Genomic DNA, 23,277 nt, shown 5'->3' on the forward strand with positions numbered 1-23,277 from the left:
GTTTACACCTGCTTGTCGTTCTTGGCTTCTTCTTTGTTAGCCGAAGTTTGCTGTTTGTCCGCCAGCGTTTTGGCAGCGAAGTCAGCGTCCTGCTCTTTCGGTTGATCCTTTTTGTCGTCCTCATCACTCATGGCCTTTTTGAAGCCACGAATCGAAGAACCTAAATCCGAACCCAGATTACGTAATTTATTGGTACCGAACAGAAGTACAACAATCACGGCAATGATTAACAGTTGCCAGATACTGATACCGCCCATGAGATAGCCTCTAATATTCTGTGAAAACGATAAGGTAATGCAGGACAGAGTGCCCTTTTTAGCCGGGCTTTAGCCAGCGACATTACCTTTTTTTAAACAGACGTGACAATCAGTTTGTCTTACGCCAGCCGATTAGCCACGAAACGATTCCTGCCGCCATCAGAACCGCCGGAAAGAGATCCCAGTCCGGTCGGGTGAGCAGAACTGCCGTTCCGCTTAGCAGCAGTGTGGCACCGACGCCAAACAGATAACGCGCCTGATGATGACGGACGCGCTGCGCATTGAGATCGCCCACTAATTTATCGACGCTGTGCCGTAAAAGCTTGTGCTGGCGCATGCTGTCGTAAAAGAGTTCTGGCAGCTCCGGGAGCTTTTCAGCCCAGAACGGCGCTTTCTCTTTGACCGCACGGATAATGGCGGGGATACCCACCTGATCCTTGATCCACTCTTCCAGGAAGGGTTTGGCCGTTTTCCACAGGTCAAGCTGTGGGTAGAGCTGACGGCCAATACCTTCCACATAAAGCAGCGTTTTTTGCAGCAGCACCAGCTGCGGCTGCACTTCCATATTAAAGCGACGCGCGGTGTTGAACAGGTTCAGCAGCACATGCCCGAACGAGATCTCAGCCAGCGGCTTTTCAAAAATCGGCTCACACACCGTGCGAATCGCAAACTCGAAATCTTCGACGTTGGTATCGGGCGGAACCCAGCCGGAATCAACGTGCAGCTCGGCAACCTTGCGATAGTCACGGTTGAAGAACGCGATAAAGTTTTCCGCCAGATAACGCTTATCTTCTTTGTTCAGCGACCCCACGATGCCGCAGTCGATACCGATATATTGCGGATCTTCCGGGTGTTCATAGCTGACAAAAATATTGCCCGGATGCATATCTGCGTGGAAGAAGCTGTCGCGGAAGACCTGTGTAAAGAAGACCTGGACACCCCGTTCGGCCAGCAGCTTCATGTTTACGCCGTGGCGCTCCAGCGTTGCAACGTCGGAAATCGGGATACCGTAAATGCGCTCCATCACCATCATGGTTTCGCTGCAATAGTCGGAATAGACTTCCGGCACATAGAGCATACGGCTCTCTTCAAAATTGCGGCGTAACTGAATGGCGTTGGCGGCTTCGCGTAACAGGTTCAGCTCATCAAGCAGGGTTTTCTCATAATCGCGCACCACTTCGACCGGACGCAGACGACGGCCATCCGGCAGCAGACGCGGAACCCAGCGCGCCAGGCGATAGATCAGCTTCATATCCGCTTTGATCACCGGCAAAATGTCGGGGCGGATCACTTTGATCACCACTTTTTTGCCGTTAGATTTCAGCGTGGCGGTGTGAACCTGGGCAATCGACGCAGACGCCAGCGGCTTAATGTCAAAATCATCAAACCAGGTCTCAATGGGTGCTCCCATCGAGGCTTCAATCTGCGCTTTCGCTTTGACGCCATCAAAGGGCGCCACACGGTCCTGCAGGATCGCCAGCTGATCGGCGATCAGCGGCGGGAAGAGATCCCGGCGCGTTGACAGCATCTGACCAAACTTGATCCAGACCGGCCCCAGCTGCTCCATCGCCATACGCATACGCGCACCGGTCGGTTCATGCTGGTGCAGATTAGGGATCCAGAAAATTGAGCGACGCCACAGGCGGAACAGGAAAGTGAGACGTGTCTGCGGGATCAGTTCATCAAGGCCATAGGTCAGAAACACCTTCATGATCAGATATAAGCGGCGGATCTCTCCTAAACTCATTTTGCCTCCAGCTGCGCCAGACGCGCATCAAGCGCCTCAAGCGAACGTTCCATCGCGTCGACCTCCTCAGAAAACCAGGCCAGTTCCAGTGAGCCAGGCGCAACACGCCACTCTTCGGTCATGGCCTGTCCGAGATATCCCTGACGACGCGCTGCTTCACCTTTGAAAAAGCGGAAAGCCTGCTGTGCCCGCTGACTGATGCCCTGCGCGGCGATGTCGCCCACCCAGGGAGCCAGATATTCCGCCGGATCCAGCTCAGCCAGATCCATCAGCGCCGAGAACTGCTGCACCACCTGCAGATCGCCCTCTACCTGCAGTTCACCGCTGCGAATCAGCGGCGTCAGCTGCTGGCGATCGCGCAGCTTTGGCAGACTTTTCAGCGAGGTGATCACCGTGCAGTCGCTGCGGTCCTGCCAGTCAGCTAACACGTCCAGCTGCTGTTCACTGAACACCAGCACCAGGGGAGACGAGAACTCATTCAGGCGCAGTGTCAGGACTTTGCCATTCAGACGTTGCCGCGCCGGCTTAAGGCCGCGATCGCGGTACAGAATACGGTTCAGCGCCGTCTCCATGCCCGCCGTAATCAAAGGAGTCAGGTTCATCACCATCTCACTCAGAACTTAAATCCACGATGCAGCGCCACGATGCCGCCAGTCATGTTGGAGTAAGTGGTATTTTCAAAGCCGACATCATTCATCATCGCCTTCAGGGTCTCCTGATCGGGATGCATACGGATCGATTCGGCCAGATAGCGGTAGCTCTCAGCATCCTGCGCCACCAGCTGGCCGATACGCGGCAGAATGTGGAACGAGTAAGCGTCATACGCTTTGCTCAGCGGGTCCAGCACTGGCTTAGAGAACTCCAGCACCAGCAGGCGTCCGCCCGGCTTAAGCACCCGGAACATGGAGGCCAGCGCCTTCTCTTTTTCCGTGACGTTGCGCAGACCAAAGGAGATGGTGATGCAGTCGAAGTAGTTATCAGGGAAAGGCAGAGCTTCTGCGTTGGCCTGCACGTAACTGACGTTGCCCACCACACCCTGATTGCGCAGCTTTTCGCGGCCCATCTTCAGCATGGAACTGTTGATATCCGCCAGTACCACCTGACCGGTGTCACCCACCAGACGAGAGAATTTTGCCGTCAGATCGCCGGTGCCTCCCGCCAGATCCAACACACGCTGACCGCGGCGAACACCGCTGCTGTCGATGGTAAAGCGCTTCCAGATACGATGGACGCCAAAGGACATCAAATCGTTCATCAGGTCATATTTTGCCGCTACGGAGTGAAACACATCCGCGACTTTGTCAGCTTTTTCGCTTTTGGCGACCGTCTGAAAGCCAAAATGGGTGGTTTCCTGCTGTGATTCATCTGCCATCGGTTTTACCTGCTCCACAAACAATACTTTCCGAAGTGTATCAGAGTCACGGAAGTCAGGCACGCTGCGCCCATACTATTCGTGGAGGCGTCTCACACGCCTGTCACTGTCATCCGCATCCTCATCATCCCTGTCGTCATCTGCCATCCGGTTTTCCGGCATAGCCCGTTCGGCCAGCTGAGGATTGATCGGCCGTTTGATTTCAACGCCCAGCGCACGGAACCCTTCCGTCTGCGCAATCAGGTTACCGCGCCCCTCTGCCAGCTTTTTCATCGCCTCGCGATAGCTGTTCTGCGCTTTGTCCAGACTGTGACCAATACCGCTCATGTCATCCACAAACAGCCGCATCTTGTCATAGAGGCGTGCGGCCCGGTCGGCAATACGTTGTGCATTGCGGCTCTGGTGCTCATAGCGCCACAGATTATTGATGGTCCGTAACGCCACCAGCAGCGTGGTGGGGCTGACCAGCATGATATTCTGCTGCAGCGCCTCGCTAATCAGCTCAGGCTGGCGGTCGATCGCCAGTAAAAAGGCCGGTTCAACCGGAATGAACATCAACACATAATCCAGCGAGCGTAAACCGGGCAATTGTTGATAATCTTTTCGCCCCAGCAGGCGGATATGGGCCCGCATGGCGCTGACATGCTCCTGAATCGCCTGTTCACGTTCGATCTCATCATCCGCATTGAAGTAGCGCTCATAGGCCACCAGCGTCATCTTGGCGTCCACCACCACATCTTTGCCCTGTGGCAGCCGCACAATCACATCCGGCTGCATCCTGCCCTGCTGTTCAGACTGAATGCTGACCTGCGTTTCATATTCATAGCCTTCACGCAGCCCGGAGGCTTCCAGCACCCGGCTCAGGACCACTTCCCCCCAGTTACCCTGGATTTTATTGTCGCCCTTCAGGGCCTTGGTCAGGTTGAGCGCCTCCTGCGCCATCTGTGCATTCAGCTGCTGAAGCTGACGGATTTCGTGGGTCAGGGTGTGACGTTCACGCGCCTCTGCGCCAAAGCTTTCATGCACCTGACGACGAAAGCCATCCAGCTGTTCACGTAACGGGCCAATCAGGCTATCCAGGCTTTGACGGTTCTGCTCATCGACGCGACGGCCGCTGTTTTCGAAAATGCGGTTGGCGAGGTTTTCAAACTGGGCGCTGAGACGCTGTTCGCTGTTGGTCAGCAGGCGCTGCTTCTCCTCGGCGGCAAAACGGGTCTCTTCCAGACGGATGGTCACCTCACGCAGCTCCGCTTCCTGCGCGCTGTTGACCTCCAGCTGATTGCGCAGCTCGCGATTGAGCTGCTCACTTTCATTGCGCCAGTAGTCGAGCTGCTGCAGCCGCTCCGTGGCTCCGCTCAGGGCACCGTGCAGCTGACGCAGCTCCTGTTCCCGCTCCCGGATTTGCTGCTGAAGCTGTTCAGTCTGCTGCTGCTGACGCTGCTGTGCCTCCTGCTGCAGACGGCGCTCAGTCTGGAAACTGGCGGCCTGGTGCCCGGCACGAAGCTGTGCCAGCATCCAGCCGATCCCGACCCCGGCAAGCGCCAGACAGATGCTGATGATGATGTGCTGATCCATGATTTCCCCGCGACTTACGCTGCTGAGGAAAAAGGTAGAGTCGCACTGTATGAATGTCCAGATAAATTTATTCGCGCTCAGCAACTTAGAGCGCGGTCACGGTCACCCTTCCCGCCTGCCACTCCTCAATCAGAAAAAAGGGCATCGGCAACAGCCACTCACCCTGCTTAACCTGCGCCAGATAGTGCCAGGTGGTTTCGCCCGCGGTGATCGCCACGCGCTGTCTGCTGCCGTCGGCCACACTGGCTTTCCCGGTCATACTGGCAAAGCCGGCATTGCTGCCCACGTGGAACTGCGGCGTCTGCCAGCGCACCGGCGCATGGGCAGGCCACGGCCGGGCCTGATGAAAGTGAAACAGTTCATCGTGATTCAGCACGCTTTCACGTACTGTCGGCCACAACGCCACTTTGAGGAAATATTGATCGGTGAAGCGTTCGCTCCCCCGGTAGTGCGCAATAAAATCACGCATCGCCTGCTCCACGTTGTGAAAGACGCCATGACAGCCGCCCCACATCCCCGCCAGCAGCAGTTCGGTGTGGGAAAAGTAGTCACGCATATGGTGGAACCAGTAAGGTGAAGCCAGCCAGGCGCTGACCGCCGCCGCTTCGCGCTCTGAGAGCAGCGAGTCGGCATCGCGGACGATAAAGCGCTTCACGCCAGGATCGTCCATCACCAGAAAACGCCACAGGGTGGGAAACAGGGTTTTCTCATGCGACATATCGACCCGTTGCACATGCGGCTGGTCCAGTCGCTGCCAGACATGCTGCGGCACGCTGTCGTCAAGGTAGATGCGGCAGACCCAGCCGGGATAGAGTTCAGGTACGACTTCGACGTTTTTAATCAGGGTTTCGCAGTAGCGCGGCTGGTCACCAAACAGGCTGAAGGCAATGACATTCTGGTGCGGCTGTGTGAGATCGGCAGGCTCGGGCTGGGGAGCGGGAAACGCCACACGCTGCCCCTGACTGAAACGCGCATCGGACTGCATCAGCGACGCCAGACCATAGCGCGCCACCTCATCCGGCTTATTCAGCCAGCCACAGACTTCGGTCAGGCCATCCAGCCAGGTTTCAGAGGCGGTGCTGCGCACCGCGGGCGGGGAGTGCGCAATCTTCTGATAGATTTTATAGGACTTCTGGTACTGACCCAGACGCAGCAGACAGAGTGCATAGTCGCTCAGCACCTGCATCTGCTGAGGCAGATAGCGCAGTGCCTCTTCGCAGCACTGGGCGGCCTGTGCATAGTCACCCTGCTGCATGGCGGCACGGAAGCGTTCGGCACCGCGTTCCAGCCGGGCATTAAGGGCGGCAGGATCGGCTTTGAATGCCGGTCGTCGGACAGGAAGTGTATTGCGCATAAGCCTTCTCAGGTTTCACTGAAATGACGCGCCTTATACAGCAGCAGGCCCGATAGGGGCCCGCGGCCTGACGCGGCCTACAGCAAGCGACGCGCCGCTTCGACCACAATCTTCACTGCGTCGCTTTCTGTCTGTTTCATGGTGACCGCATCAGGGATCTCTTTCTGCGTACGGTTCACAATGACGCCTGCCACCATACCGGCGCGGAGGCCCTGGCTGGCGCACATGGTTAACAGTGTAGCGGATTCCATCTCATAGTTGAGGACACCCATCTCCTGCCACTCTTTCATCGATCCTTTGAAACGGCTGACGACGCGGCCTGAGACGGTGTCGTAGCGCTCCTGGCCCGGATAGAAGGTGTCAGAGGAGGCGGTAATGCCGATATGGGTTGTGGCGCCACAGGCTTCTGCAGCCGCCACCAGCGCAGTGGTACAGCCGAAGTCAGCCACCGCCGGGAACTCCATCGGCGCGAAATGCAGGCTGGCGCCATCCAGGCGCACGGAGGCGGTCGTGACCAGCACATCGCCGACGTTGATATGTGGCTGAATGGCACCCGTGGTGCCGACGCGCAGGAAGGTGCGCACGCCAAGCTGAGCCAGCTCTTCTACCGTAATCGAGGTCGAAGGGCCGCCGATGCCGGTTGAGCAGACAACCACCGGCTTGCCATCCAGTTTTGCCAGCCAGGAGGTAAATTCACGGTGTGAGGCGAGATGCGTGGCATCCTCCATCAGTCCGGCAATTTTCTTCACGCGCTCCGGGTCGCCCGGCACAATCGCCAGGGTGGCGCCCTGCAGATCGGCTTTCGTCAGGCCAAGATGGAAAACGTCAGACTGTGTCATTTGCAGACTCCTGTTAAGGGATGATAGCGCGCCACTCTACGCCAGCACGCCCGATAAATATGTGACAGCATTCACTTAAGAAAATGAAAGTTACATTTACCGGAAGAAAAAATGCGACATTAATCACACATTAACATCTTCTTCGCCCGGATAACGCCCGGCGGGGCTGTGTCGGGGTCAGGGCAATGTTAAAGAGGTGGATGCGTTTGTTCGCTGCTGATTCTGTTACCCGACACCTGGCACGCACGCTTTCGGGCCAGGCTATAGTTACGTGATTGCGCCAATGCTTGCACGGAGAGAATAATGAAACCCAGTGATACTTTGCCACAAAAACCGGCGACGGGCGGCTTTGCCCCAGCCGTGCAGCCCACCGCCGACACTACCATTATTACCGATAGTCCGGCCATTCACGCAGGTGAGACTTCCGTGCCCAGTCAGGGCGAAAACATGCCGGCCTATTTTGCAAAACCGCAGTCAGCGGAAGGACCTTTACCCGTCGTACTGGTGGTGCAGGAGATCTTTGGTGTGCACGAACACATCCGGGATATCTGCCGCCGTCTGGCGCTGGAAGGCTATCTGGCGATTGCACCGGAGCTCTATTTCCGCGAGGGCGATCCCTCTGAGTATCACGATATCCCGACGCTGTTCAGCGAGCTGGTCAGTAAAGTGCCGGATACTCAGGTGCTGGCTGACCTGGACCATGCCGCCAACTGGGCCGCACGCAACGGCGGCGATATCCGCCGCATGGGCATTACCGGTTTCTGCTGGGGTGGCCGCATCAGCTGGCTCTACGCCGCGCACAATCCGCAGCTGCGCGCCGCTGTGGCCTGGTATGGACGGCTGACCGGCGACCGCACCCTGAAGCAGCAGAAGCACCCGATTGATATTGCCGTCGCGCTCAACGCGCCGGTTTTAGGACTCTATGGCGGACAGGACGAGAGCATCCCGCTGGAGAGCGTCGAGCAGATGCGACAGGCGCTGCATGCCGCCAATGCCACCGCCGAGATCATCGTCTATCCCGAAGCGGGTCATGCGTTTAATGCAGACTACCGCCCGAGCTACCATGCGGAATCGGCTCAGGATGGCTGGCAGCGGATGCTGACCTGGTTCAGACAATATGGTGTGACCTCGCAGTAACTGAAAAAGGGGCGCATCTGTGCCCCTTTTGAGATTGTTGACAAAGTCCAGCGCGGTAGCGGTAAGACCGAGCCTGCGGAGGGAACACGGTCAGATCGGAAAGACGCAAGAACCGCCATCCATGGCATGCTCGGCCCGCGCCGTCCCTGCCGCGGGACGCTTTCCTCCTCTGACCGTGTTCCCTGCGCATTGAGCTAATTCATTGCTGCCAGACTCACCCTGATTTGGGTTTGTCAGCAGTCTGAAAGGGGCGCGTCTGCGCCCCTGTTTTTTGCCACCCGGACCCGCTCCCCTACGCCGTCTCACCACGCAGTTTCTTCGCCGCCGTCACCATATTGGCCAGCGCCTGACGTGTTTCCGTCCAGCCGCGCGTTTTCAGGCCGCAGTCCGGGTTTACCCACAGACGCGCTGCCGGAATCCGTTGTGCGGCCTTCTGCAGCAGGGCCTCTATCCACTCAACGCTGGGAACGTTAGGCGAGTGAATGTCATAGACGCCGGGGCCGATTTCATTCGGATAGTCGAAATGCTCAAACGATTCCAGCAGCTCCATATCGGAGCGCGAGGTTTCAATGGTGATGACATCCGCATCCAGCGCCGCAATGGCATCCATGATGTCGTTGAACTCGCAGTAACACATATGGGTGTGAATCTGGGTGTCATCCTGCGCCACGGCCGCGGTAAGCCGGAACGCCTCTACCGCCCAGGTCAGGTAGGCGGCCCACTCCGACTGATGCAAAGGCAGGCCTTCACGCAGAGCCGGTTCATCTATCTGAATAATCCCGATCCCCGCCTTCTCCAGATCTTTCACTTCATCACGCAGCGCCAGCGCGATCTGTTTAGCGAGAGTTTCCCGTGACACATCTTCACGCGGGAACGACCAGCAGAGGATGGTGACCGGGCCAGTCAGCATCCCTTTAACCGGCTTGTCGGTCAGCGACTGCGCATAGCTGGCCCACCCCACGGTGATCGCCGCCGGCCGGCTGATATCCCCGATGATGACCGGCGGTTTCACGCAGCGGGAACCGTAGCTCTGCACCCAGCCGTTCTGGGTGAAGACAAATCCCTCCAGATGCTCGCCAAAATACTCCACCATGTCGTTGCGTTCCGCTTCACCGTGAACCAGCACATCCAGCCCCAGCCGCTCCTGTTCGGTAATGGCCTGCCTGATATGTGCCGCGATGCCGGTGCGATAGTGGCTGCTGTCGAGACGGCCCTGCTTAAAGTCGAGGCGCAGGCCACGGATCTCGGTGGTCTGTGGAAAAGAGCCGATGGTGGTGGTGGGCCAGGCCGGCAGTCTGAAACGCTGACGCTGCAGGGCAGCCCGCTCAGAATAGGCGCGCTGGCGCTGACTGAGCTGTGGCGTGATGGCCTGCAGACGCTGGCCCACTGCGGCATTGTGCACGCGGCGCGAGTGCGCACGGGCGCGCACCGGGGCACTCCATGCCTCCAGCGACGCCGCATCGTTCTGGTTCAGTGCGTGAGTAAGCAGCGAAAGTTCAGCACACTTCTGCAGGGCGAAAGCGAACCAGCTTTTGACCTCATCATCCAGACGGGTTTCCACGCTGAGATCGATCGGGCTGTGCAGCAGCGAGCAGGAGGAGCCGATCCAGACCTGTTCCCGCTGTGCAATCACCGGTTGCAGACGGCTGAACCAGCGGCTGAGATCGGCGCGCCAGACGTTACGCCCGTTGATCACCCCGAGTGACAGTAGCCAGCTGGCGGGCAGTTGCTGATTCAGCTGCTGGAGGTCATCGTGGCCATGAACCAGATCGACATGCAGGCCCTGCACCGGCAGTGCGCGAATCACCTCAATGTTCTGTCTGATGCTGTCAAAGTAGGTGGTCAGCAGCAGTCTGCTGTGACCCTGCAGCGCGTCATACGCCGGTTTAAAGGCGTCGCGCCACGCCTGCGGCAGTTCCAGGGCCAGGGCCGGTTCATCAATCTGCACCCATTCGATGCCCCGTCTGGCCAGTTCTGCCAGCACCTGCTGGTAGACGGGCAGAATCGCCTCCAGCAGCGACAGGCGTTCGAACGGCTCACCTTTTACTTTGCCCAGCCAGAGATAGGTTACCGGCCCCAGCAGTACCGGCTTGATGCTGTGACCCAGTGCCAGCGCCTCATCGACCTCGTCCAGCAGCTGAGTCCAGGTCAGTTTAAACCGCTGTCCCCGGGTAAATTCCGGCACCATGTAGTGATAGTTAGTGTTAAACCATTTGGTCATCTCTGCCGCGGCGGCGGGTTTCCCGCTGGGGGCACGACCACGGCCAAGGCGGAACAGGGTGTCCAGGTCAACGCTGCCCTCCGGATTCTGATGGCGTGCAGGCACGTTGCCCAGCATCAGGCTGGTGGTCAGCACATGATCGTACCAGGCAAAATCGCCGACCGGCAGCAGATCGACTCCCGCCGCTTTCTGCTGTTGCCAGTGGCGGGCGCGCAGTTCACGGCCCACCGCCAGTAAGTCCTGCTGCGAAATATCACCCGCCCAGTACTGCTCCAGTGCTTTTTTCAGTTCCCGGCGCAGGCCAATACGGGGAAAGCCGAGGGTGTGGTTCAGGATAGTCATGTGCTGTTCTCCAGATAATCTTTCACGCTGGCTTTTACAGGCAGCCAGAGAGGTTTAGCCGTCCAGATGTTTACACTGCTATAATCTGCGGGTACTGTATGTGGCTCAAGCGCAATATGTTCATTTTCGATGTGAAGGACCCTCATGATCGAACTCAAGCACCTGCGGACGCTTCAGGCTCTGCGCAATACGGGATCGCTGGCGGCGGCGGCGGCCCAGCTTCACCAGACGCAATCGGCGCTCTCTCATCAGTTCAGCGACCTGGAGCAGCGGCTGGGATTCCGCCTGTTCGTGCGTAAGAGTCAGCCGCTGCGGTTTACGCCGCAGGGCGATATTCTGCTGCAGCTGGCAGAGCAGGTGTTGCCGCAGATCCAGCAGGCCCTGCAGGCGTGCCATGAGCCGCATCAGACCACGCTGCGGGTGGCGATCGAGTGTCATAGCTGTATTCAGTGGCTGACCCCCGCGCTGGATAAATTCCGTCAGAGCTGGCCGCAGGTGGTGATGGATTTCAAATCGGGCGTGACCTTTGATCCTCAGCCCGCTCTGCAGCAGGGTGAGCTGGATGTGGTGCTGACCTCCGATATTCTTGCGCGCTCCGGCCTGTTCTACTCCCCGATGTTTGATTATGAAGTGCGGCTGGTGCTGGCAACGGATCATCCGCTGGCTCAGGTGGAGCAGATTGCCCCGGAAGATCTGGCCGATGAAGTGTTGATGATCTATCCGGTGCAGCGTCAGCGTCTGGATATCTGGCGTCACTTCCTGCAGCCTGCTGGCGTCAGCCCGGCACTGAAAAGTGTCGATAACACCCTGCTGATGATTCAGATGGTTTCCGCGCGCATGGGTATCGCGGCGCTGCCGCACTGGGTGGTGGAGAGTTTTGAGAAGCAGGGTCTGGTCGTGACCCGCACGCTGGGTGAGGGGCTCTGGAGTCGTCTTTACGCCGCCGTGCGCGAGGGCGAACAGCGGCAGCCGGTGCTGGAAGCCTTTATCCGTTTTGCCCGTCAGCACGCCTGTGAGCATCTGCCGTTTGTGCGTGATGCTGCGCTGCCCGGTGCGGTGTTGCAGCGGTAACCGGTAGGGCACAAACCTGCGCGGACGCCGGCAAAATCCCCTATAATGCGCAGCCTGTCGACTGACCATGAGAAGATCTCACCATGACTAATAACGATATTCTGCGCAGCGTGCGCTACATGCTTAATCTGAGCGATGCCGGAATGGTGAAGATTTTTGCGCTGGCGGAATGTGAGGTACCCGAGACGGATGTTCAGGCGTGGCTGAAAAAAGATGACGACGCCGCGTTCCGTCCCTGCCCTGATGTGCTGATGGGTTATTTTCTGAATGGCCTGATTTTTTACCGTCGTGGTAAAAGCGAAGAGGCGCCTGCCCCGTCGATCGAGCGCAAAATGAATAACAATATCTTCATGAAGAAACTGCGTATCGCGTTCGATCTGAAAACGACCGACATTCCTGACGTGCTGAAGCGCGCAAACTTTACCGTGTCGCAGGCGGAAGTGGGGGCGATTTTCCGCAAGCCCGACCATAAAAACTACCGCGAGTGTGGCGATCAGATTCTGCGTAACTTCCTGAAAGGGCTGGCGATGATCCAGCGTCCGAAGAGTGATAAGCCGGCTTAATCTCTGATCGCTTCTGACCCCTGCGTGGTCAGAGGTGGCGCATCTGATCGCAAAGAAAGCCTGCATCCATGCAGCACGGCCTCGCCATCCCTGGCTCGGACGCTTTGCTCTTCAGCTGCGCCACCCCTTCCCTCCCGCTTCATCAGGGCTTTGACAAGAGCAGCACCGGGCCAGCCATGCGGCGGACGCTTTACTTCTCAGCCCGCCATTCCCTCCTTCATGCTCGCACTGAGCCACGCATTTAACAGCGATGAGGCTGTTGCGCCTCCAGGCTTTACTACTCTGCATCACTCCTTCATGCTCGCGATGAGCCACGCATTTAACAGCGATGAGGCTGTCACGCCTCATGGGCTGGCGCGTCAGAAGAGCGAAGCGTCCGGGCCAGGGATGGCCCGGCCGATCCACAGGGAGGTGAGATTCCTTCGCGATCGGACGCGCCAGCCCGGGAGGCCGCACCTGACCCACAGCCACTGATTAGGTGCGATTCTCCTTTAGGTTCGGCTGCTGCGCCCCACCACCCAGCGCTTATGCACCCACAGCGAGGCGAGGATCACCAGCGCACCCGCAATAAAGCTCGGCCAGTGCGGTTTCTCCTGCCAGATTGCCAGATTCACCAGCAGCCCGGCGGGAACGTGCATGTTATTCATAATGCCCAGCGTGCCAGCATCGACCTGCGTTGCACCATAGTTCCACATAAAATAGCCCAGACCGGAAGCCGCAACGCCCAGCCAGACCAGAATGCCCCACTGCAGTGAGGTGGTCGGCAACTTCTGCGGATTACCCCAGGCGCACCACGCGATCACGGCAATCACAACCGCACCCAGATAGAACCAGGAGAAGGCGGTGTGCTGCGGCATCGGACGGGTCTCCTGCAGACGCTTATACCCTACCATTCCCGCCGCAAAACAGATGTTTGCCAGCTGCACTAACAGCAGCCCGAACCAGAAATGATCGCTGACTTTGTCATAACGGATAATCGCCGCACCGGCCACCGCCAGCAGCGCACTGAACACATAACCGATGCGCAGCGGACGACGGCTGATCAGATCGTAAATCAGCGTGACATACAGCGGCGTCATCACCGTAAACAGCAGGAATTCTGAAACGCTCAGATAGAGATAGGCTTCAAAACTCAGCAGATACATCACCCCGAGCTGCAGCATCCCCACCAGCATATAAAGCAGCAGCGTTGAAGGGCGGTAGCCACGCCAGCGCAGGAAAGGCAGGAAGACCAGCGCAGCCAGCGCCAGACGCATCAGAACGGAAAACCAGCTGTCCACCTGCCCGGCAAGGTATTCGCCAATCAGACTGAACGAAAAGGCCCACAGAATAGTGGTAATAATTAATAAGAACACGGTCATGACCCTGAAATTAACAGGCCGCCAGTGTAAACAATGTGCTGCCATCAGGCTGTGAAATCTGGTTGACATCTGACTATAAAACATTCGATCAGAATCTTTAAGCAGCAGACCGTTTACACAGACTGACATAACTGTCGACAGAACCGCTTTTCCGCCAGACAAAATGCGCGAAATGATCCATCAGGTGAACACTTTCGCTCTCAACTGTAATAAAACTGTAACAAATGTGTCATTCATCACAGTAACGCTGCGCAACTAACACTATTCTTTGCGCGAAATGGAACATCGGATGGCCATTTTCTCCTCTTTTCCTGCTTCAACCTGCCGGGAATTCAAAAACCATAATGTGCCCTGGAGGGCCTCACTGATGCTGAGCATTTTTAAACCTGCGCCACGCCAGCCACAGGTGGCAGAGGATCGTGTCGATCCCCTCTACCGTCGTCTGCGCTGGCAAATTTTCATCGGGATCTTCTTCGGTTATGCCGCCTACTATCTGGTCAGAAAAAACTTTGCGCTCGCGATGCCATATCTGGTCGAGCAGGGTTTTTCGCGGGGCGATTTAGGGTTTGCCCTGTCGGGCATCTCCATCGCCTACGGCTTTTCAAAATTCATCATGGGATCGGTGTCGGACCGCTCAAACCCGCGCGTCTTCCTGCCGGCTGGCCTGATTCTGGCCGCGGCGGTGATGCTGATCATGGGATTTGTGCCCTGGGCGACCTCCAGCATCATGGTGATGTTTGTACTGCTGTTTATCTGCGGCTGGTTTCAGGGGATGGGCTGGCCGCCGTGCGGACGCACCATGGTTCACTGGTGGTCACAGAAGGAGCGCGGCCGGATCGTGTCGGTCTGGAACTGCGCCCATAATGTGGGCGGCGGTATCCCCCCGCTGCTGTTTCTGCTGGGCATGGCGTGGTTTAACGACTGGAAAGCGGCGCTCTACATGCCCGCTTTTGGCGCGATTGCCATTGCGATTCTGGCCTTTGCGCTGATGCGCGATACCCCGCAATCCTGTGGCCTGCCGCCGATTGAAGCGTATAAAAACGACTATCCGCCCGATTACGATGCCAGCCATGAAGAGGAGCTGACGGCAAAGCAGATCTTCATGAAGTATGTGCTGCCGAACAAGCTGCTGTGGTACATCGCGCTGGCCAACGTGTTTGTCTATCTGCTGCGCTACGGCATCCTCGACTGGTCTCCGACCTATCTCAAAGAGGTGAAACACTTCACGCTGGATAAGTCCTCCTGGGCCTACTTCCTGTATGAATATGCGGGGATACCGGGGACGCTGCTCTGCGGCTGGATGTCGGATAAGGTGTTCCGCGGCAATCGGGGGGCGACCGGGGTGTTCTTTATGACGCTGGTCACCGTCGCGACCGTCATCTACTGGCTCAATCCGGCGGGTAACCCCGGCGTCGATATGGCCTGTATGATCGTGATTGGTTTCCTGATCTACGGCCCGGTGATGCTGATTGGTCTGCACGCGCTGGAGCTGGCCCCGAAAAAAGCGGCAGGAACGGCAGCGGGCTTTACCGGCCTGTTCGGCTACCTGGGAGGCTCGGTGGCCGCCAGCGCCATTGTCGGTTACACCGTCGACTACTTCGGCTGGGATGGCGGCTTCCTGGTGATGATCGCAGGCTGCGTGCTCGCCGTTATTCTGCTGCTCCTGACCATGGTCAGCGAACACAGACACAAACAGAAAATCGCCTGACGGCATAAAAAAAGGGCCGGATAACCGGCCCTTTTCATTCATCTACTTATGCGAGGTAGAGTGCGCGCAGCGTCTGCGGCACCGCATCATCCGCATTCGATCCAATCACTTCCAGCGCCGGCAGCGTATCTTTCAGCCGCTGATGAGCGTTCTGCATGATACAGCCCTTACCCGCCATGCTCAGCATCTCCACATCGTTCATGCCGTCGCCAAAGGCGATACAGCTTTGCAGCGAATGACCCAGCTGCTTCGCCACGGCTTCCAGCGCATGCCCCTTCGACACGCCGCCCGCCATGACCTCCAGGCAGGTGGGTAATGAGAAGCTGACATTAACGCGGTCACCCCAGCGCGCTTCAATGGCCTGCTCCATCGGGATCAGATGTTCAGGGTTTTCGCAGGTGAAGAAGACTTTGCTGATGTTATCGGTTGGCAGCAGACCTGGCTCATAGACCTGATAATTGAACACCGACTCGCGGAAGTAATCCTGTTCTGCCGGACTTGAGCGGCTGACAAACCACTCATCATCCCGGTAGACGTGAGTCAGGATTTCGTTGTGGTGATATTGCAGGCCAAACAGATCGCTGGCGATGTCGGCATCCAGATTGTGACTGAAGACCAGTTCGCCCGCCGCGTTGTGAACGCGCGCGCCGTTTGAAGTGATCATATAAGCCGGAATCGCCAGGCTGTCGCGCATCTGTCCGACATCGATATGATGACGGCCGGTCGCGAAAACGAAGTGAATATCTCTGGCGACCAGCTGCTGCAGCGTTTCGCGTGCAAACGGGGTCAGGCGATGTTCGGGAGAAAGCAGCGTGCCATCCAGGTCGGATGCAACGATGTGGTACATGAAAACCTCGGGTATCGGAGTCTGCCGGCTTTCGCCGGTCGGATAAATAACGTCAGTGATGCGCTGAAAAGAAGTCGACCACTGCATTGAGCGCTTCGGCACGCATCGCGTCTTTTTCAAACAGGATCTCATGACGCGCGCCGTTGATCACCCGCGGCGTGTTGCCCTCACACGGATGACCCGCCGCAGCCATCGCGGCACAAAACAGGTCCTGCGAACGGTTATCGACCACCCGATCCTCGCTGGCCTGTAACAGCAGCAGCGGCGTGGTGATCTTATCCACCTGGCTGATGATGTTGCGACCGGCATGGATGCCTTCGCGCACCCAGTGATAGGTCGGCCCGCCAACGCGAATCGCCGGATCATCAGCATAAAAGCGCAGGTTACGCCGGTAACGCTCAGCACTGTGCGTCAGCCGGTTGATGCCAAATGGATGCGCGCGCCAGCGTCCGGTGCCGAGCGCATAACCATCGCGCACCGCCGGGCGTTTCTCCGCCCAGTCGAGTATCCGGTGGGTCAGGAAGGCGGGCAACGGCAGCGCAATACCAAACATCGGGGCCACCAGGGCAACCGCATGAAAAGCCTGCGGCTGCCGCGCCAGAAACAGCGTTAATATTGCGCCCCCCATCGAGTGAGCCAGCGCATAACGCTGCTGATAGTGACCGCTGACGATCTCTTTCAGATAGAGGGTTTCGAGATCGTCGACATAGTGGGTAAATTCCACCACGTGGCCGCGGTGTGAGTCTTCCAGCAGACGATCGGAGCGCCCCTGGCCGCGATGATCGAGGATCACCACATCGAAGCCACAGTGAAACAGATCGTAGGCCAGCTCAGGATATTTGATGTAACTCTCGATGCGGCCGGGCACAATCAGGATGACACGCGTGTGTTTCGGTGACGTGAACCGGACGTAACGTAATGTCAGATTGCCGACGCCGGTAAACTCACGCTCTTCACGGCTGTGCCAGAAGTCGAGCAGCGGACCGGTTGCAAAGGCAGCAAAGGCTTTTTCGCGTCGCAGCCAGCTGGCTTTGTGTGGATTCATTCGCCCTCCTGATGACCGGATAAAGAGTCCCTGTTGCCGTACGCAGGCCGTAGCGCCGCGCTTATTTCTGGCGTATTGTGTCACACTTCCGCCCCTAAAGAGAGCGCAACCCATGACCATCGAATGGTGGCTGACCTATCTGCTCACCACCACAATTCTCAGCCTGTCGCCCGGCTCCGGCGCGATTAACACCATGAGTACCGGCATCAGCCACGGCTATCGCGGCACGGTGGCATCCATCTCCGGCCTGCAGGTCGGGCTGGCGCTGCATATCGTGCTGGTAGGCATCGGGCTGGGGGCGCTGTTTTCCCAGTCGCTGCTCGCCTTTGAGATTCTGAAATGGGCCGGTGCGGCCTATCTGGTCTGGCTGGGTATTCAGCAGTGGCGCTCAGCGGGCGGTATCGACCTGGACGCGGTCGCTAAAGCGATGCCGCGCCGTCGCCTGTTCAAACGTGCCGTGCTGGTGAACCTGACCAACCCCAAAAGCATCGTCTTTCTGGCGGCGCTCTTCCCGCAATTTATTCAGCCGCATCAGCCACTCTTTATGCAGTATCTGGTGCTGGGCGTGACGACCGTAGTGGTCGATATCATCGTGATGATTGGCTACGCCACGCTGGCGACCCGCATTGCGGGCTGGATTAAAGGGCCAAAACAGATGAAGCTCATGAACCGTATTTTCGGCGGACTGTTTATGGCGGTCGGCGCCCTGCTGGCCAGCGCCAGGAAGATCGCCTGATCCTGACGCGCCGGCCCGCCAGGGCTGGCGCGATCGCTTCTATCTCATCACACCGCCGGCACGGCGCGCAGCACGATGATGCCCGGCACTGACCGCATATATTCCCTGAACGGCGCATCGACAACCCGGCGGTTTTCAGCCCGCGAGGAGGCGTTCCTGAACCACAACCGGCCATCGTGCCGGACGGCAATCCCCACATGTGAGACATCCAGCCCCGCCGCGGGCGTATAAACCCCGACGTAATCGCCATTCTGAATCTGGTCAAGCAGCCGGGGCGTAAGGGCGCGGGCCGGAATGTAAGTGATCGGACGCGGCATCACGCCCAGACCCGGCACTTTTTCTGTTCCGCTGGCCTGACGATTGAGTGGTTTCATCACCGTCACCGCCGCCGGGCTCAGTGTGCGGGTGACGTCATCGGCAATCGGCGGGCTGTCAGCAGCCCAGTCAGAAAAAAAGTGGCGCCGTTTCAGGTAGCTGACCTCGCCATCCCGATAACGGGTGCGGATAAGGCTGGCTTCAAAGCTGGGGCGATCGTGGCTTTGGCTCAGCGCCTGCACATAATCCAGCAGCGTAAAGCAGTCTACCCCGTAGAGGTTGATCACCAGCGCTTCGGGCGTCGCAGGCGAGCCGATCAGCGTATGGGCCTGATAAGGTGTCCCGAGAAAAGCCGCAGAGATCCGGCTAATCCTGTCACCCTGCGGCAGGCCGGGCGCAGGAAGCTGCGCCAGCATCGACGTCACCTTATCCGTCCGGATCGGCTGCGATGCCGGATAACGGGTCGCCGCCGGTGACGCGCAGGCGCTGATGCCCGCACTCATTAACAGCAGCAGCAGCGCTTTCATTCTCATCATCCTGTTCCTGCAAAAATATGCCCGGTTACCGACCTTACCAGAGGTGATGCCTCGGTGGATTAACACCGGGTGACGATTGAGTGACGGTTAAGGTAACGGGATAAACGGTGGAGCAGAGTGTGATCGCTGTCACATGAGGGAGAGACGACGGGAGGTGAGAGCCCTGCCGGACGCGCCTCGTGCACGCCGGCATCCGCGATGCTTAGCGGGAGATAATCAGATGGATGCCGAAACCGGCAAAGAGCACCCCTGCCATACCATCCACCCATTTTGCCAGGCGCTGATATTTCGTACGCATCCACGGCAGGGCAAAGATTGCCGCCACCAGCGCAAACCAGGCAAAAGTTTCCGCGATGATCAGCAGAAACAGACCCCAGCGCTCCGTCGCGCCGACATCATCCCCGACAAACAGCGAGAAGACGCTGCCGAAGTAGATAATCGCTTTAGGATTTGAGAGATTCGTCAGCAGCCCTTTGAGGAAGCTCATGCCGCGTTTTGGCAGCTCCACCACCGGTTCATCCTGCTGCGGCTGTTTGTGGCGCTGACGTGCCGAGCCCATCAGCTGCCAGCCCATCCACAGCAGATAGAGTCCGCCACCGACCATGATGATCTGGTGCAGCCAGGCCATTTTCTCCAGAATCAGATGCAGCCCCATCAGCGCCACCCCTGCCCAGACAACGATACCGAGCGTAATGCCCAGCACGCCCATCATCGCCTCTTTGCGTGAGCGGCTGGCAGCCGTCTGTGAGACGAAAAAGAAATCCGGGCCGGGGCTCATCAGCGCCACCAGGTGTACCAGCGCCACAGTGGCAAATAACATCAGCATAATCAGTGTCCTTTACTCTTCATCGAGATGCTCTTTGATCATCACCAGGAAAGGTTTGCCAAAGCGCTCCAGTTTGCGGTGACCCACGCCATTGACGCTGAGCATCTCTGACGCGCTGACCGGCATCTGTTCTGCCATTTCAATCAGTGTGGCGTCATTGAACACCACGTAAGGCGGAATATTCTCTTCATCGGCAATCGCTTTTCGCAGCTTACGCAGCTTGGCAAAGAGCTTGCGATCGTAGTTGCCACCGTGAAACTTCGCCGGACTGCTGCTCTTCGTCTTCGCGGTAATCAGGCGCGGCACCGCCAGCATCAGGGGGACTTCACCGCGCAGCACCGGGCGGGCAGCTTCGGTCAGCTGCAGCGCCGAATGCATGGCAATGTTCTGCGTGACCAGCCCCAGATGGATCAACTGACGTAACACGCTGACCCAGTGCTCGTGGCTCTGATCTTTGCCGAGTCCATAGACCGGCAGTTTGTCATGGCCCTGTTCCCGGATACGCTGATTGTTGGAGCCGCGCAGCACCTCCACGATATAGCCCATGCCGAAACGCTGTCCCACGCGGTAGATGCCGGAGAGCGCCTTCTGCGCCTCGACCAGACCATCATACCGTTTAGGCGGATCGAGACAGATATCGCAGTTGTCGCACGGCTGCTGGCGCCCCTCACCAAAGTAGTTGAGCAGCACGAGGCGGCGGCAGGTCTGCGCTTCCGCAAACGCGCCCATGGCGTTGAGCTTGTGACGTTCAATATCCTGCAGCGGCCCCGGCACTTTCTCTTCCAGACACTTACGCAGCCAGGCCATATCTGCCGGGTCGTAAAGCATCATCGCCTCGGCGGGCAGGCCATCACGGCCGGCACGGCCGGTTTCCTGGTAATAGGATTCGATATTGCGCGGGATATCAAAGTGAACCACAAACCGGACGTTGGGCTTGTTGATGCCCATCCCAAAGGCCACCGTCGCCACCACGATTTGCAGATCGTCACGCTGAAACGCTTCCTGCACTCTGGCGCGCTGTTCGCTGTCGATACCGGCATGATAGGCCCCGACGCTCAGCCCACGGCTTTGCAGGCGCGCGGCGGTGTCTTCCACCTTCGCCCGGCTGTTGCAGTAGATAATGCCGCACTTGCCGCGCTGATCCTGAACGTAGCGCAGCAGCTGATCGGTGGGCTTAAATTTTTCCACCAGGGTGTAGCGGATATTGGGACGGTCGAAGCTGCTGATCTGGATCAGCGGGTCCTGCATGTGCAGCAGGTTAACGATGTCGTTACGGGTGGTTTCATCGGCGGTCGCGGTCAGCGCCATCACCGGCACCTCCGGGAAGCGTTCACGCAACCGGCCCAGCGCGCCATATTCCGGACGGAAATCGTGCCCCCACTGCGAGATACAGTGCGCCTCATCCACCGCCAGCATCACGGGCTGCCAGTGCGCCAGATTGTCGAGGAAGTTATCCATCATCAGGCGTTCGGGGGCGATGTAGAGCAGCTTCACCCGACCGGTGCGGCAGTCAGCCATCACCGTCTGCTGCTGTTCGCGCGTCATGGTGGAGTTGAGACACGCCGCGGCCACGCCGTTTGCCAGCAGCTGATCGACCTGATCTTTCATCAGTGAGATCAGCGGCGAGACCACCAGCGTCAGGCCTTCGCGCACCAGCGCCGGGATCTGATAGCAGAGCGATTTACCGCCGCCGGTGGGCATGACCACCAGACAATCGCGCCCGCTCAGCGCCTGATTGATGATCGTCTGCTGACCGGGACGAAACTGCTGGTAGCCGAAGGTATCCTGCAATACCTGCTGCGCCAGCGCTTCCTGATTGAGAACTGCCGAGGTTGCCACGCGATTCCTGTCGTACGTTAGGGATTAGAACAAGTCGTTGAGCGTTACACCCACACCCAGACGCGTCTGGCGATGGTTGTAATCGATCAGTGATTCACCGTAGCCGCTGAACACCTGCGTATAGAAGCGGACATGCTCACTGATTGGGTAGCTCCAGGCCATCGTCGCACCGCCATAACCGCTGTTCCAGTTATAGTTGCCTTCAACGCTGAAGATACTGTCGCCCAGCTTATAGCCCAGCCGGGTGCGGTAGTAACCCATATATTTGGTGATATCGGGGTTGTCGTCATTATTTGCCCCGTCCGGGATGCGATACCAGGGTTTGATCTCCGCCAGGAAGTTCCCGTTCTCCGCCATCAGCCGCGCATAAACGCGGTTCCAGCTGCGCGAAGTGGGATCGCTGCGTCCGTTAGACTCATGATTCAGACCCAGTTCGACATCCCGCAGTGTCCAGCCACCCAGCGAATAATCCGTGGCCCAGCCAAGGAAAATCTGCGGCTCATAATTGGTCTCACGGAAGGGCGAGGATTCACCGCGATTCGACAGCTGCCACCAGGAGCGCTGGGTGTAAGAGGCGGCCAGCACCGAGTTATCACCCAGAATACCGCGCCACAGCGGAAACGCCAGGCTGAGCTGGAATTTCACTTCATCTTTGCGGGCATTTTCTCCCCAGTTATAGGAGGAGATCGCCTCTTTATTCAGGTCGCTGGTGTAGGTGTAGAGCAGATAGTTGTTCTCGTAAGGATAGAGAACAAACGGATTATCATGCTTCTCCAGCAGGTTAGCAATGATGCTGCCCTGAACCTGTGGCGCGTCATGAACCTCTTTGATCTGAGCTTCATCTGCCTGCGCCAGCGCAGGAATTATCAACATTGCCGCCAGCAAGGCGCGATGCTTACGCATAAAATTCTCCGGTGAGCGCTGCGTATCAAAACAACTGAAAGGGTGTCGTAAAAAGCAGGCCATTCTACACGCAAATGGCAGTGAGCAAGAGTGCTGATTTCTTAAACTGGAAACCCCCTCGCAGGCGGCATAGAATACACAACTCATTCAGATTGCGCGCCCCTCTGGCCCGATTTTTTCAGGACACATCATCATGTCATCACCCGTGCTGACACCGCAGGACGCTCGCCAGCTGGTCGGCGAAATTTTCGTTTATCACATGCCCTTCAATCAGGCGCTGGGTCTGGAACTGATGCGCCTGGAGGCAGACTACGCCGAAATCAGCTTTGCCAACAAAACCATGCTGGTGGGCAACCAGGCACAACAGATCCTGCATGGCGGGGTGATCGCGTCGGTTCTGGATGTGGCGGCAGGCATGGTCTGCGTCAGTAACGCGCTGACCCGTCAGGAGAGCATCAGCGAAGCCGAGCTTCGCCAGCGTCTCTCCCGCATGGGCACCATCGATATGCGCGTTGACTATCTGCGCCCCGGACGCGGCGAGCGCTTTACCGCCACCAGCAGTCTGCTGCGTGCCGGTAACAAAGTCGCCGTGGCGCGCGTCGAGCTGCACAACCAACAGGGCGACTATATCGCCACGGCAACCGCCACCTATCTTATCGGCTAAGCACGCCATCTGGATCTCA

The 23,277-nt window shown here is 58.1% G+C and carries 21 protein-coding genes; 6 read left to right on the forward strand and 15 right to left on the reverse strand.

Annotation, left to right across the window (positions count from 1 at the left end; all coding sequences use genetic code 11):
* Positions 1–2: 2 nt before the first annotated feature.
* From tatA to udp, 7 genes are all read right to left on the reverse strand, one after another.
* Positions 3–257 carry a Sec-independent protein translocase subunit TatA gene (gene tatA, locus CKF42_RS14150; protein WP_009088506.1) on the reverse strand — a complete coding sequence of 85 codons (255 nt, stop codon included), beginning with the start codon at positions 255–257 and terminating at the stop codon, positions 3–5.
* A 109-nt stretch (positions 258–366) separates the two neighbouring features.
* Positions 367–2,004: a ubiquinone biosynthesis regulatory protein kinase UbiB gene (ubiB, locus tag CKF42_RS14155; RefSeq protein WP_009088503.1), complete on the reverse strand. Its 1,638-nt coding sequence runs from the start codon at positions 2,002–2,004 to the stop codon at positions 367–369.
* Complete coding sequence (locus CKF42_RS14160) at positions 2,001–2,606, reverse strand: SCP2 domain-containing protein (RefSeq protein WP_046100983.1); 606 nt, start codon at positions 2,604–2,606, stop codon at positions 2,001–2,003. Before CKF42_RS14160 ends, ubiB begins: the two co-directional genes overlap by 4 nt.
* Before the next feature lie 11 nt (positions 2,607–2,617).
* Positions 2,618–3,376 (reverse strand): bifunctional demethylmenaquinone methyltransferase/2-methoxy-6-polyprenyl-1,4-benzoquinol methylase UbiE, encoded by a 759-nt coding sequence (gene ubiE / locus CKF42_RS14165; RefSeq protein WP_009088499.1) that lies wholly within the window; start codon positions 3,374–3,376, stop codon positions 2,618–2,620.
* 75 nt (positions 3,377–3,451) lie between these two features.
* Complete coding sequence (rmuC, locus tag CKF42_RS14170; protein ID WP_111208490.1) at positions 3,452–4,951, reverse strand: DNA recombination protein RmuC; 1,500 nt, start codon at positions 4,949–4,951, stop codon at positions 3,452–3,454.
* Positions 4,952–5,036: 85 nt separating this feature from the next.
* A complete protein-coding gene (locus tag CKF42_RS14175) occupies positions 5,037–6,305 on the reverse strand; it encodes a lipopolysaccharide assembly protein LapB (protein ID WP_111208473.1) in 1,269 nt (422 codons plus the stop codon).
* Between the two features lie 77 nt (positions 6,306–6,382).
* The gene (udp, locus tag CKF42_RS14180; protein WP_111208474.1) at positions 6,383–7,144 is read right to left on the reverse strand and encodes a uridine phosphorylase; all 762 of its coding nucleotides are present in this window, start codon (positions 7,142–7,144) and stop codon (positions 6,383–6,385) included.
* A 303-nt stretch (positions 7,145–7,447) separates the two neighbouring features.
* Here udp and CKF42_RS14185 point away from each other — a divergent pair, with 303 nt between their 5' ends.
* Positions 7,448–8,281, forward strand: coding sequence for a dienelactone hydrolase family protein (locus CKF42_RS14185; protein ID WP_009088490.1), 834 nt, complete (start codon positions 7,448–7,450; stop codon positions 8,279–8,281).
* Positions 8,282–8,573: 292 nt separating this feature from the next.
* Here CKF42_RS14185 and metE read toward each other — a convergent pair whose 3' ends face one another.
* A complete protein-coding gene (gene metE / locus CKF42_RS14190) occupies positions 8,574–10,844 on the reverse strand; it encodes a 5-methyltetrahydropteroyltriglutamate--homocysteine S-methyltransferase (protein ID WP_111208475.1) in 2,271 nt (756 codons plus the stop codon).
* A 144-nt stretch (positions 10,845–10,988) separates the two neighbouring features.
* On the opposite strand from metE, the gene metR reads away from it, so the two are divergent.
* Both metR and CKF42_RS14200 read left to right on the forward strand, forming a co-directional pair.
* The gene (gene metR / locus CKF42_RS14195) at positions 10,989–11,915 is read left to right on the forward strand and encodes an HTH-type transcriptional regulator MetR (protein WP_111208476.1); all 927 of its coding nucleotides are present in this window, start codon (positions 10,989–10,991) and stop codon (positions 11,913–11,915) included.
* An 83-nt stretch (positions 11,916–11,998) separates the two neighbouring features.
* Entirely contained in the window at positions 11,999–12,478 is a 480-nt protein-coding gene (locus tag CKF42_RS14200) for a DUF1456 family protein (protein WP_009088484.1), read from the forward strand.
* A 491-nt stretch (positions 12,479–12,969) separates the two neighbouring features.
* Here the strand turns inward: CKF42_RS14200 and CKF42_RS14205 are convergent, their stop codons facing one another.
* Entirely contained in the window at positions 12,970–13,833 is an 864-nt protein-coding gene (locus CKF42_RS14205) for a carboxylate/amino acid/amine transporter (RefSeq protein ID WP_111208491.1), read from the reverse strand.
* A gap of 373 nt (positions 13,834–14,206) precedes the next feature.
* Here CKF42_RS14205 and glpT point away from each other — a divergent pair, with 373 nt between their 5' ends.
* Positions 14,207–15,547, forward strand: a complete 1,341-nt coding sequence (glpT, locus tag CKF42_RS14210; protein WP_009088478.1) for a glycerol-3-phosphate transporter — start codon at positions 14,207–14,209, stop codon at positions 15,545–15,547.
* Between the two features lie 46 nt (positions 15,548–15,593).
* Here glpT and yigL read toward each other — a convergent pair whose 3' ends face one another.
* Together yigL and pldB are read right to left on the reverse strand one after the other, a co-directional pair.
* Positions 15,594–16,394, reverse strand: coding sequence for a sugar/pyridoxal phosphate phosphatase YigL (gene yigL / locus CKF42_RS14215; protein ID WP_009088476.1), 801 nt, complete (start codon positions 16,392–16,394; stop codon positions 15,594–15,596).
* Positions 16,395–16,446: 52 nt separating this feature from the next.
* Positions 16,447–17,439: a lysophospholipase L2 gene (gene pldB, locus CKF42_RS14220; protein WP_009088474.1), complete on the reverse strand. Its 993-nt coding sequence runs from the start codon at positions 17,437–17,439 to the stop codon at positions 16,447–16,449.
* Positions 17,440–17,551: 112 nt separating this feature from the next.
* On the opposite strand from pldB, the gene rhtB reads away from it, so the two are divergent.
* On the forward strand, positions 17,552–18,175 hold the full coding sequence (rhtB, locus tag CKF42_RS14225; protein WP_003854387.1) for a homoserine/homoserine lactone efflux protein: 624 nt from the start codon (positions 17,552–17,554) through the stop codon (positions 18,173–18,175).
* 47 nt (positions 18,176–18,222) lie between these two features.
* On the opposite strand, the gene CKF42_RS14230 is transcribed toward rhtB, so the two are convergent.
* The 4 genes from CKF42_RS14230 to pldA all read right to left on the reverse strand — a co-directional run bounded on the left by CKF42_RS14230 (position 18,223) and on the right by pldA (position 22,594).
* Positions 18,223–19,023 carry a DUF1460 domain-containing protein gene (locus CKF42_RS14230; RefSeq protein ID WP_033736133.1) on the reverse strand — a complete coding sequence of 267 codons (801 nt, stop codon included), beginning with the start codon at positions 19,021–19,023 and terminating at the stop codon, positions 18,223–18,225.
* Positions 19,024–19,228: 205 nt separating this feature from the next.
* Positions 19,229–19,852 carry a threonine export protein RhtC gene (gene rhtC, locus CKF42_RS14235; RefSeq protein ID WP_111208477.1) on the reverse strand — a complete coding sequence of 208 codons (624 nt, stop codon included), beginning with the start codon at positions 19,850–19,852 and terminating at the stop codon, positions 19,229–19,231.
* A gap of 12 nt (positions 19,853–19,864) precedes the next feature.
* Complete coding sequence (gene recQ / locus CKF42_RS14240; RefSeq protein ID WP_009088468.1) at positions 19,865–21,691, reverse strand: ATP-dependent DNA helicase RecQ; 1,827 nt, start codon at positions 21,689–21,691, stop codon at positions 19,865–19,867.
* 24 nt (positions 21,692–21,715) lie between these two features.
* Positions 21,716–22,594: a phospholipase A gene (gene pldA / locus CKF42_RS14245; RefSeq protein WP_009088467.1), complete on the reverse strand. Its 879-nt coding sequence runs from the start codon at positions 22,592–22,594 to the stop codon at positions 21,716–21,718.
* Positions 22,595–22,787: 193 nt separating this feature from the next.
* Here pldA and CKF42_RS14250 point away from each other — a divergent pair, with 193 nt between their 5' ends.
* A complete protein-coding gene (locus tag CKF42_RS14250) occupies positions 22,788–23,258 on the forward strand; it encodes a thioesterase family protein (protein WP_009088464.1) in 471 nt (156 codons plus the stop codon).
* Positions 23,259–23,277: the final 19 nt, after the last annotated feature.

This window comes from Pantoea sp. ARC270 (assembly GCF_003236725.1).
GTDB classification, from domain to species: Bacteria; Pseudomonadota; Gammaproteobacteria; order Enterobacterales; family Enterobacteriaceae; genus Pantoea; species Pantoea anthophila.

What these genes read in the sequence shown, in the direction of transcription:
- CKF42_RS14250 (WP_009088464.1), top strand. Translation starts at nt 22,788, where the DNA reads ATGTCATCACCCGTGCTGACACCGCAGGACGCTCGCCAGCTGGTCGGC.
- CKF42_RS14200 (WP_009088484.1), top strand. Translation starts at nt 11,999, where the DNA reads ATGACTAATAACGATATTCTGCGCAGCGTGCGCTACATGCTTAATCTG.
- pldB (WP_009088474.1), bottom strand. Translation starts at nt 17,439, where the DNA reads ATGAATCCACACAAAGCCAGCTGGCTGCGACGCGAAAAAGCCTTTGCT.
- CKF42_RS14175 (WP_111208473.1), bottom strand. Translation starts at nt 6,305, where the DNA reads ATGCGCAATACACTTCCTGTCCGACGACCGGCATTCAAAGCCGATCCT.
- glpT (WP_009088478.1), top strand. Translation starts at nt 14,207, where the DNA reads ATGCTGAGCATTTTTAAACCTGCGCCACGCCAGCCACAGGTGGCAGAG.
- tatA (WP_009088506.1), bottom strand. Translation starts at nt 257, where the DNA reads ATGGGCGGTATCAGTATCTGGCAACTGTTAATCATTGCCGTGATTGTT.
- metE (WP_111208475.1), bottom strand. Translation starts at nt 10,844, where the DNA reads ATGACTATCCTGAACCACACCCTCGGCTTTCCCCGTATTGGCCTGCGC.
- CKF42_RS14230 (WP_033736133.1), bottom strand. Translation starts at nt 19,023, where the DNA reads ATGAGAATGAAAGCGCTGCTGCTGCTGTTAATGAGTGCGGGCATCAGC.
- metR (WP_111208476.1), top strand. Translation starts at nt 10,989, where the DNA reads ATGATCGAACTCAAGCACCTGCGGACGCTTCAGGCTCTGCGCAATACG.
- rhtB (WP_003854387.1), top strand. Translation starts at nt 17,552, where the DNA reads ATGACCATCGAATGGTGGCTGACCTATCTGCTCACCACCACAATTCTC.
- pldA (WP_009088467.1), bottom strand. Translation starts at nt 22,594, where the DNA reads ATGCGTAAGCATCGCGCCTTGCTGGCGGCAATGTTGATAATTCCTGCG.
- udp (WP_111208474.1), bottom strand. Translation starts at nt 7,144, where the DNA reads ATGACACAGTCTGACGTTTTCCATCTTGGCCTGACGAAAGCCGATCTG.
- rhtC (WP_111208477.1), bottom strand. Translation starts at nt 19,852, where the DNA reads ATGCTGATGTTATTTGCCACTGTGGCGCTGGTACACCTGGTGGCGCTG.
- rmuC (WP_111208490.1), bottom strand. Translation starts at nt 4,951, where the DNA reads ATGGATCAGCACATCATCATCAGCATCTGTCTGGCGCTTGCCGGGGTC.
- CKF42_RS14185 (WP_009088490.1), top strand. Translation starts at nt 7,448, where the DNA reads ATGAAACCCAGTGATACTTTGCCACAAAAACCGGCGACGGGCGGCTTT.
- ubiE (WP_009088499.1), bottom strand. Translation starts at nt 3,376, where the DNA reads ATGGCAGATGAATCACAGCAGGAAACCACCCATTTTGGCTTTCAGACG.
- CKF42_RS14160 (WP_046100983.1), bottom strand. Translation starts at nt 2,606, where the DNA reads ATGAACCTGACTCCTTTGATTACGGCGGGCATGGAGACGGCGCTGAAC.
- ubiB (WP_009088503.1), bottom strand. Translation starts at nt 2,004, where the DNA reads ATGAGTTTAGGAGAGATCCGCCGCTTATATCTGATCATGAAGGTGTTT.
- yigL (WP_009088476.1), bottom strand. Translation starts at nt 16,394, where the DNA reads ATGTACCACATCGTTGCATCCGACCTGGATGGCACGCTGCTTTCTCCC.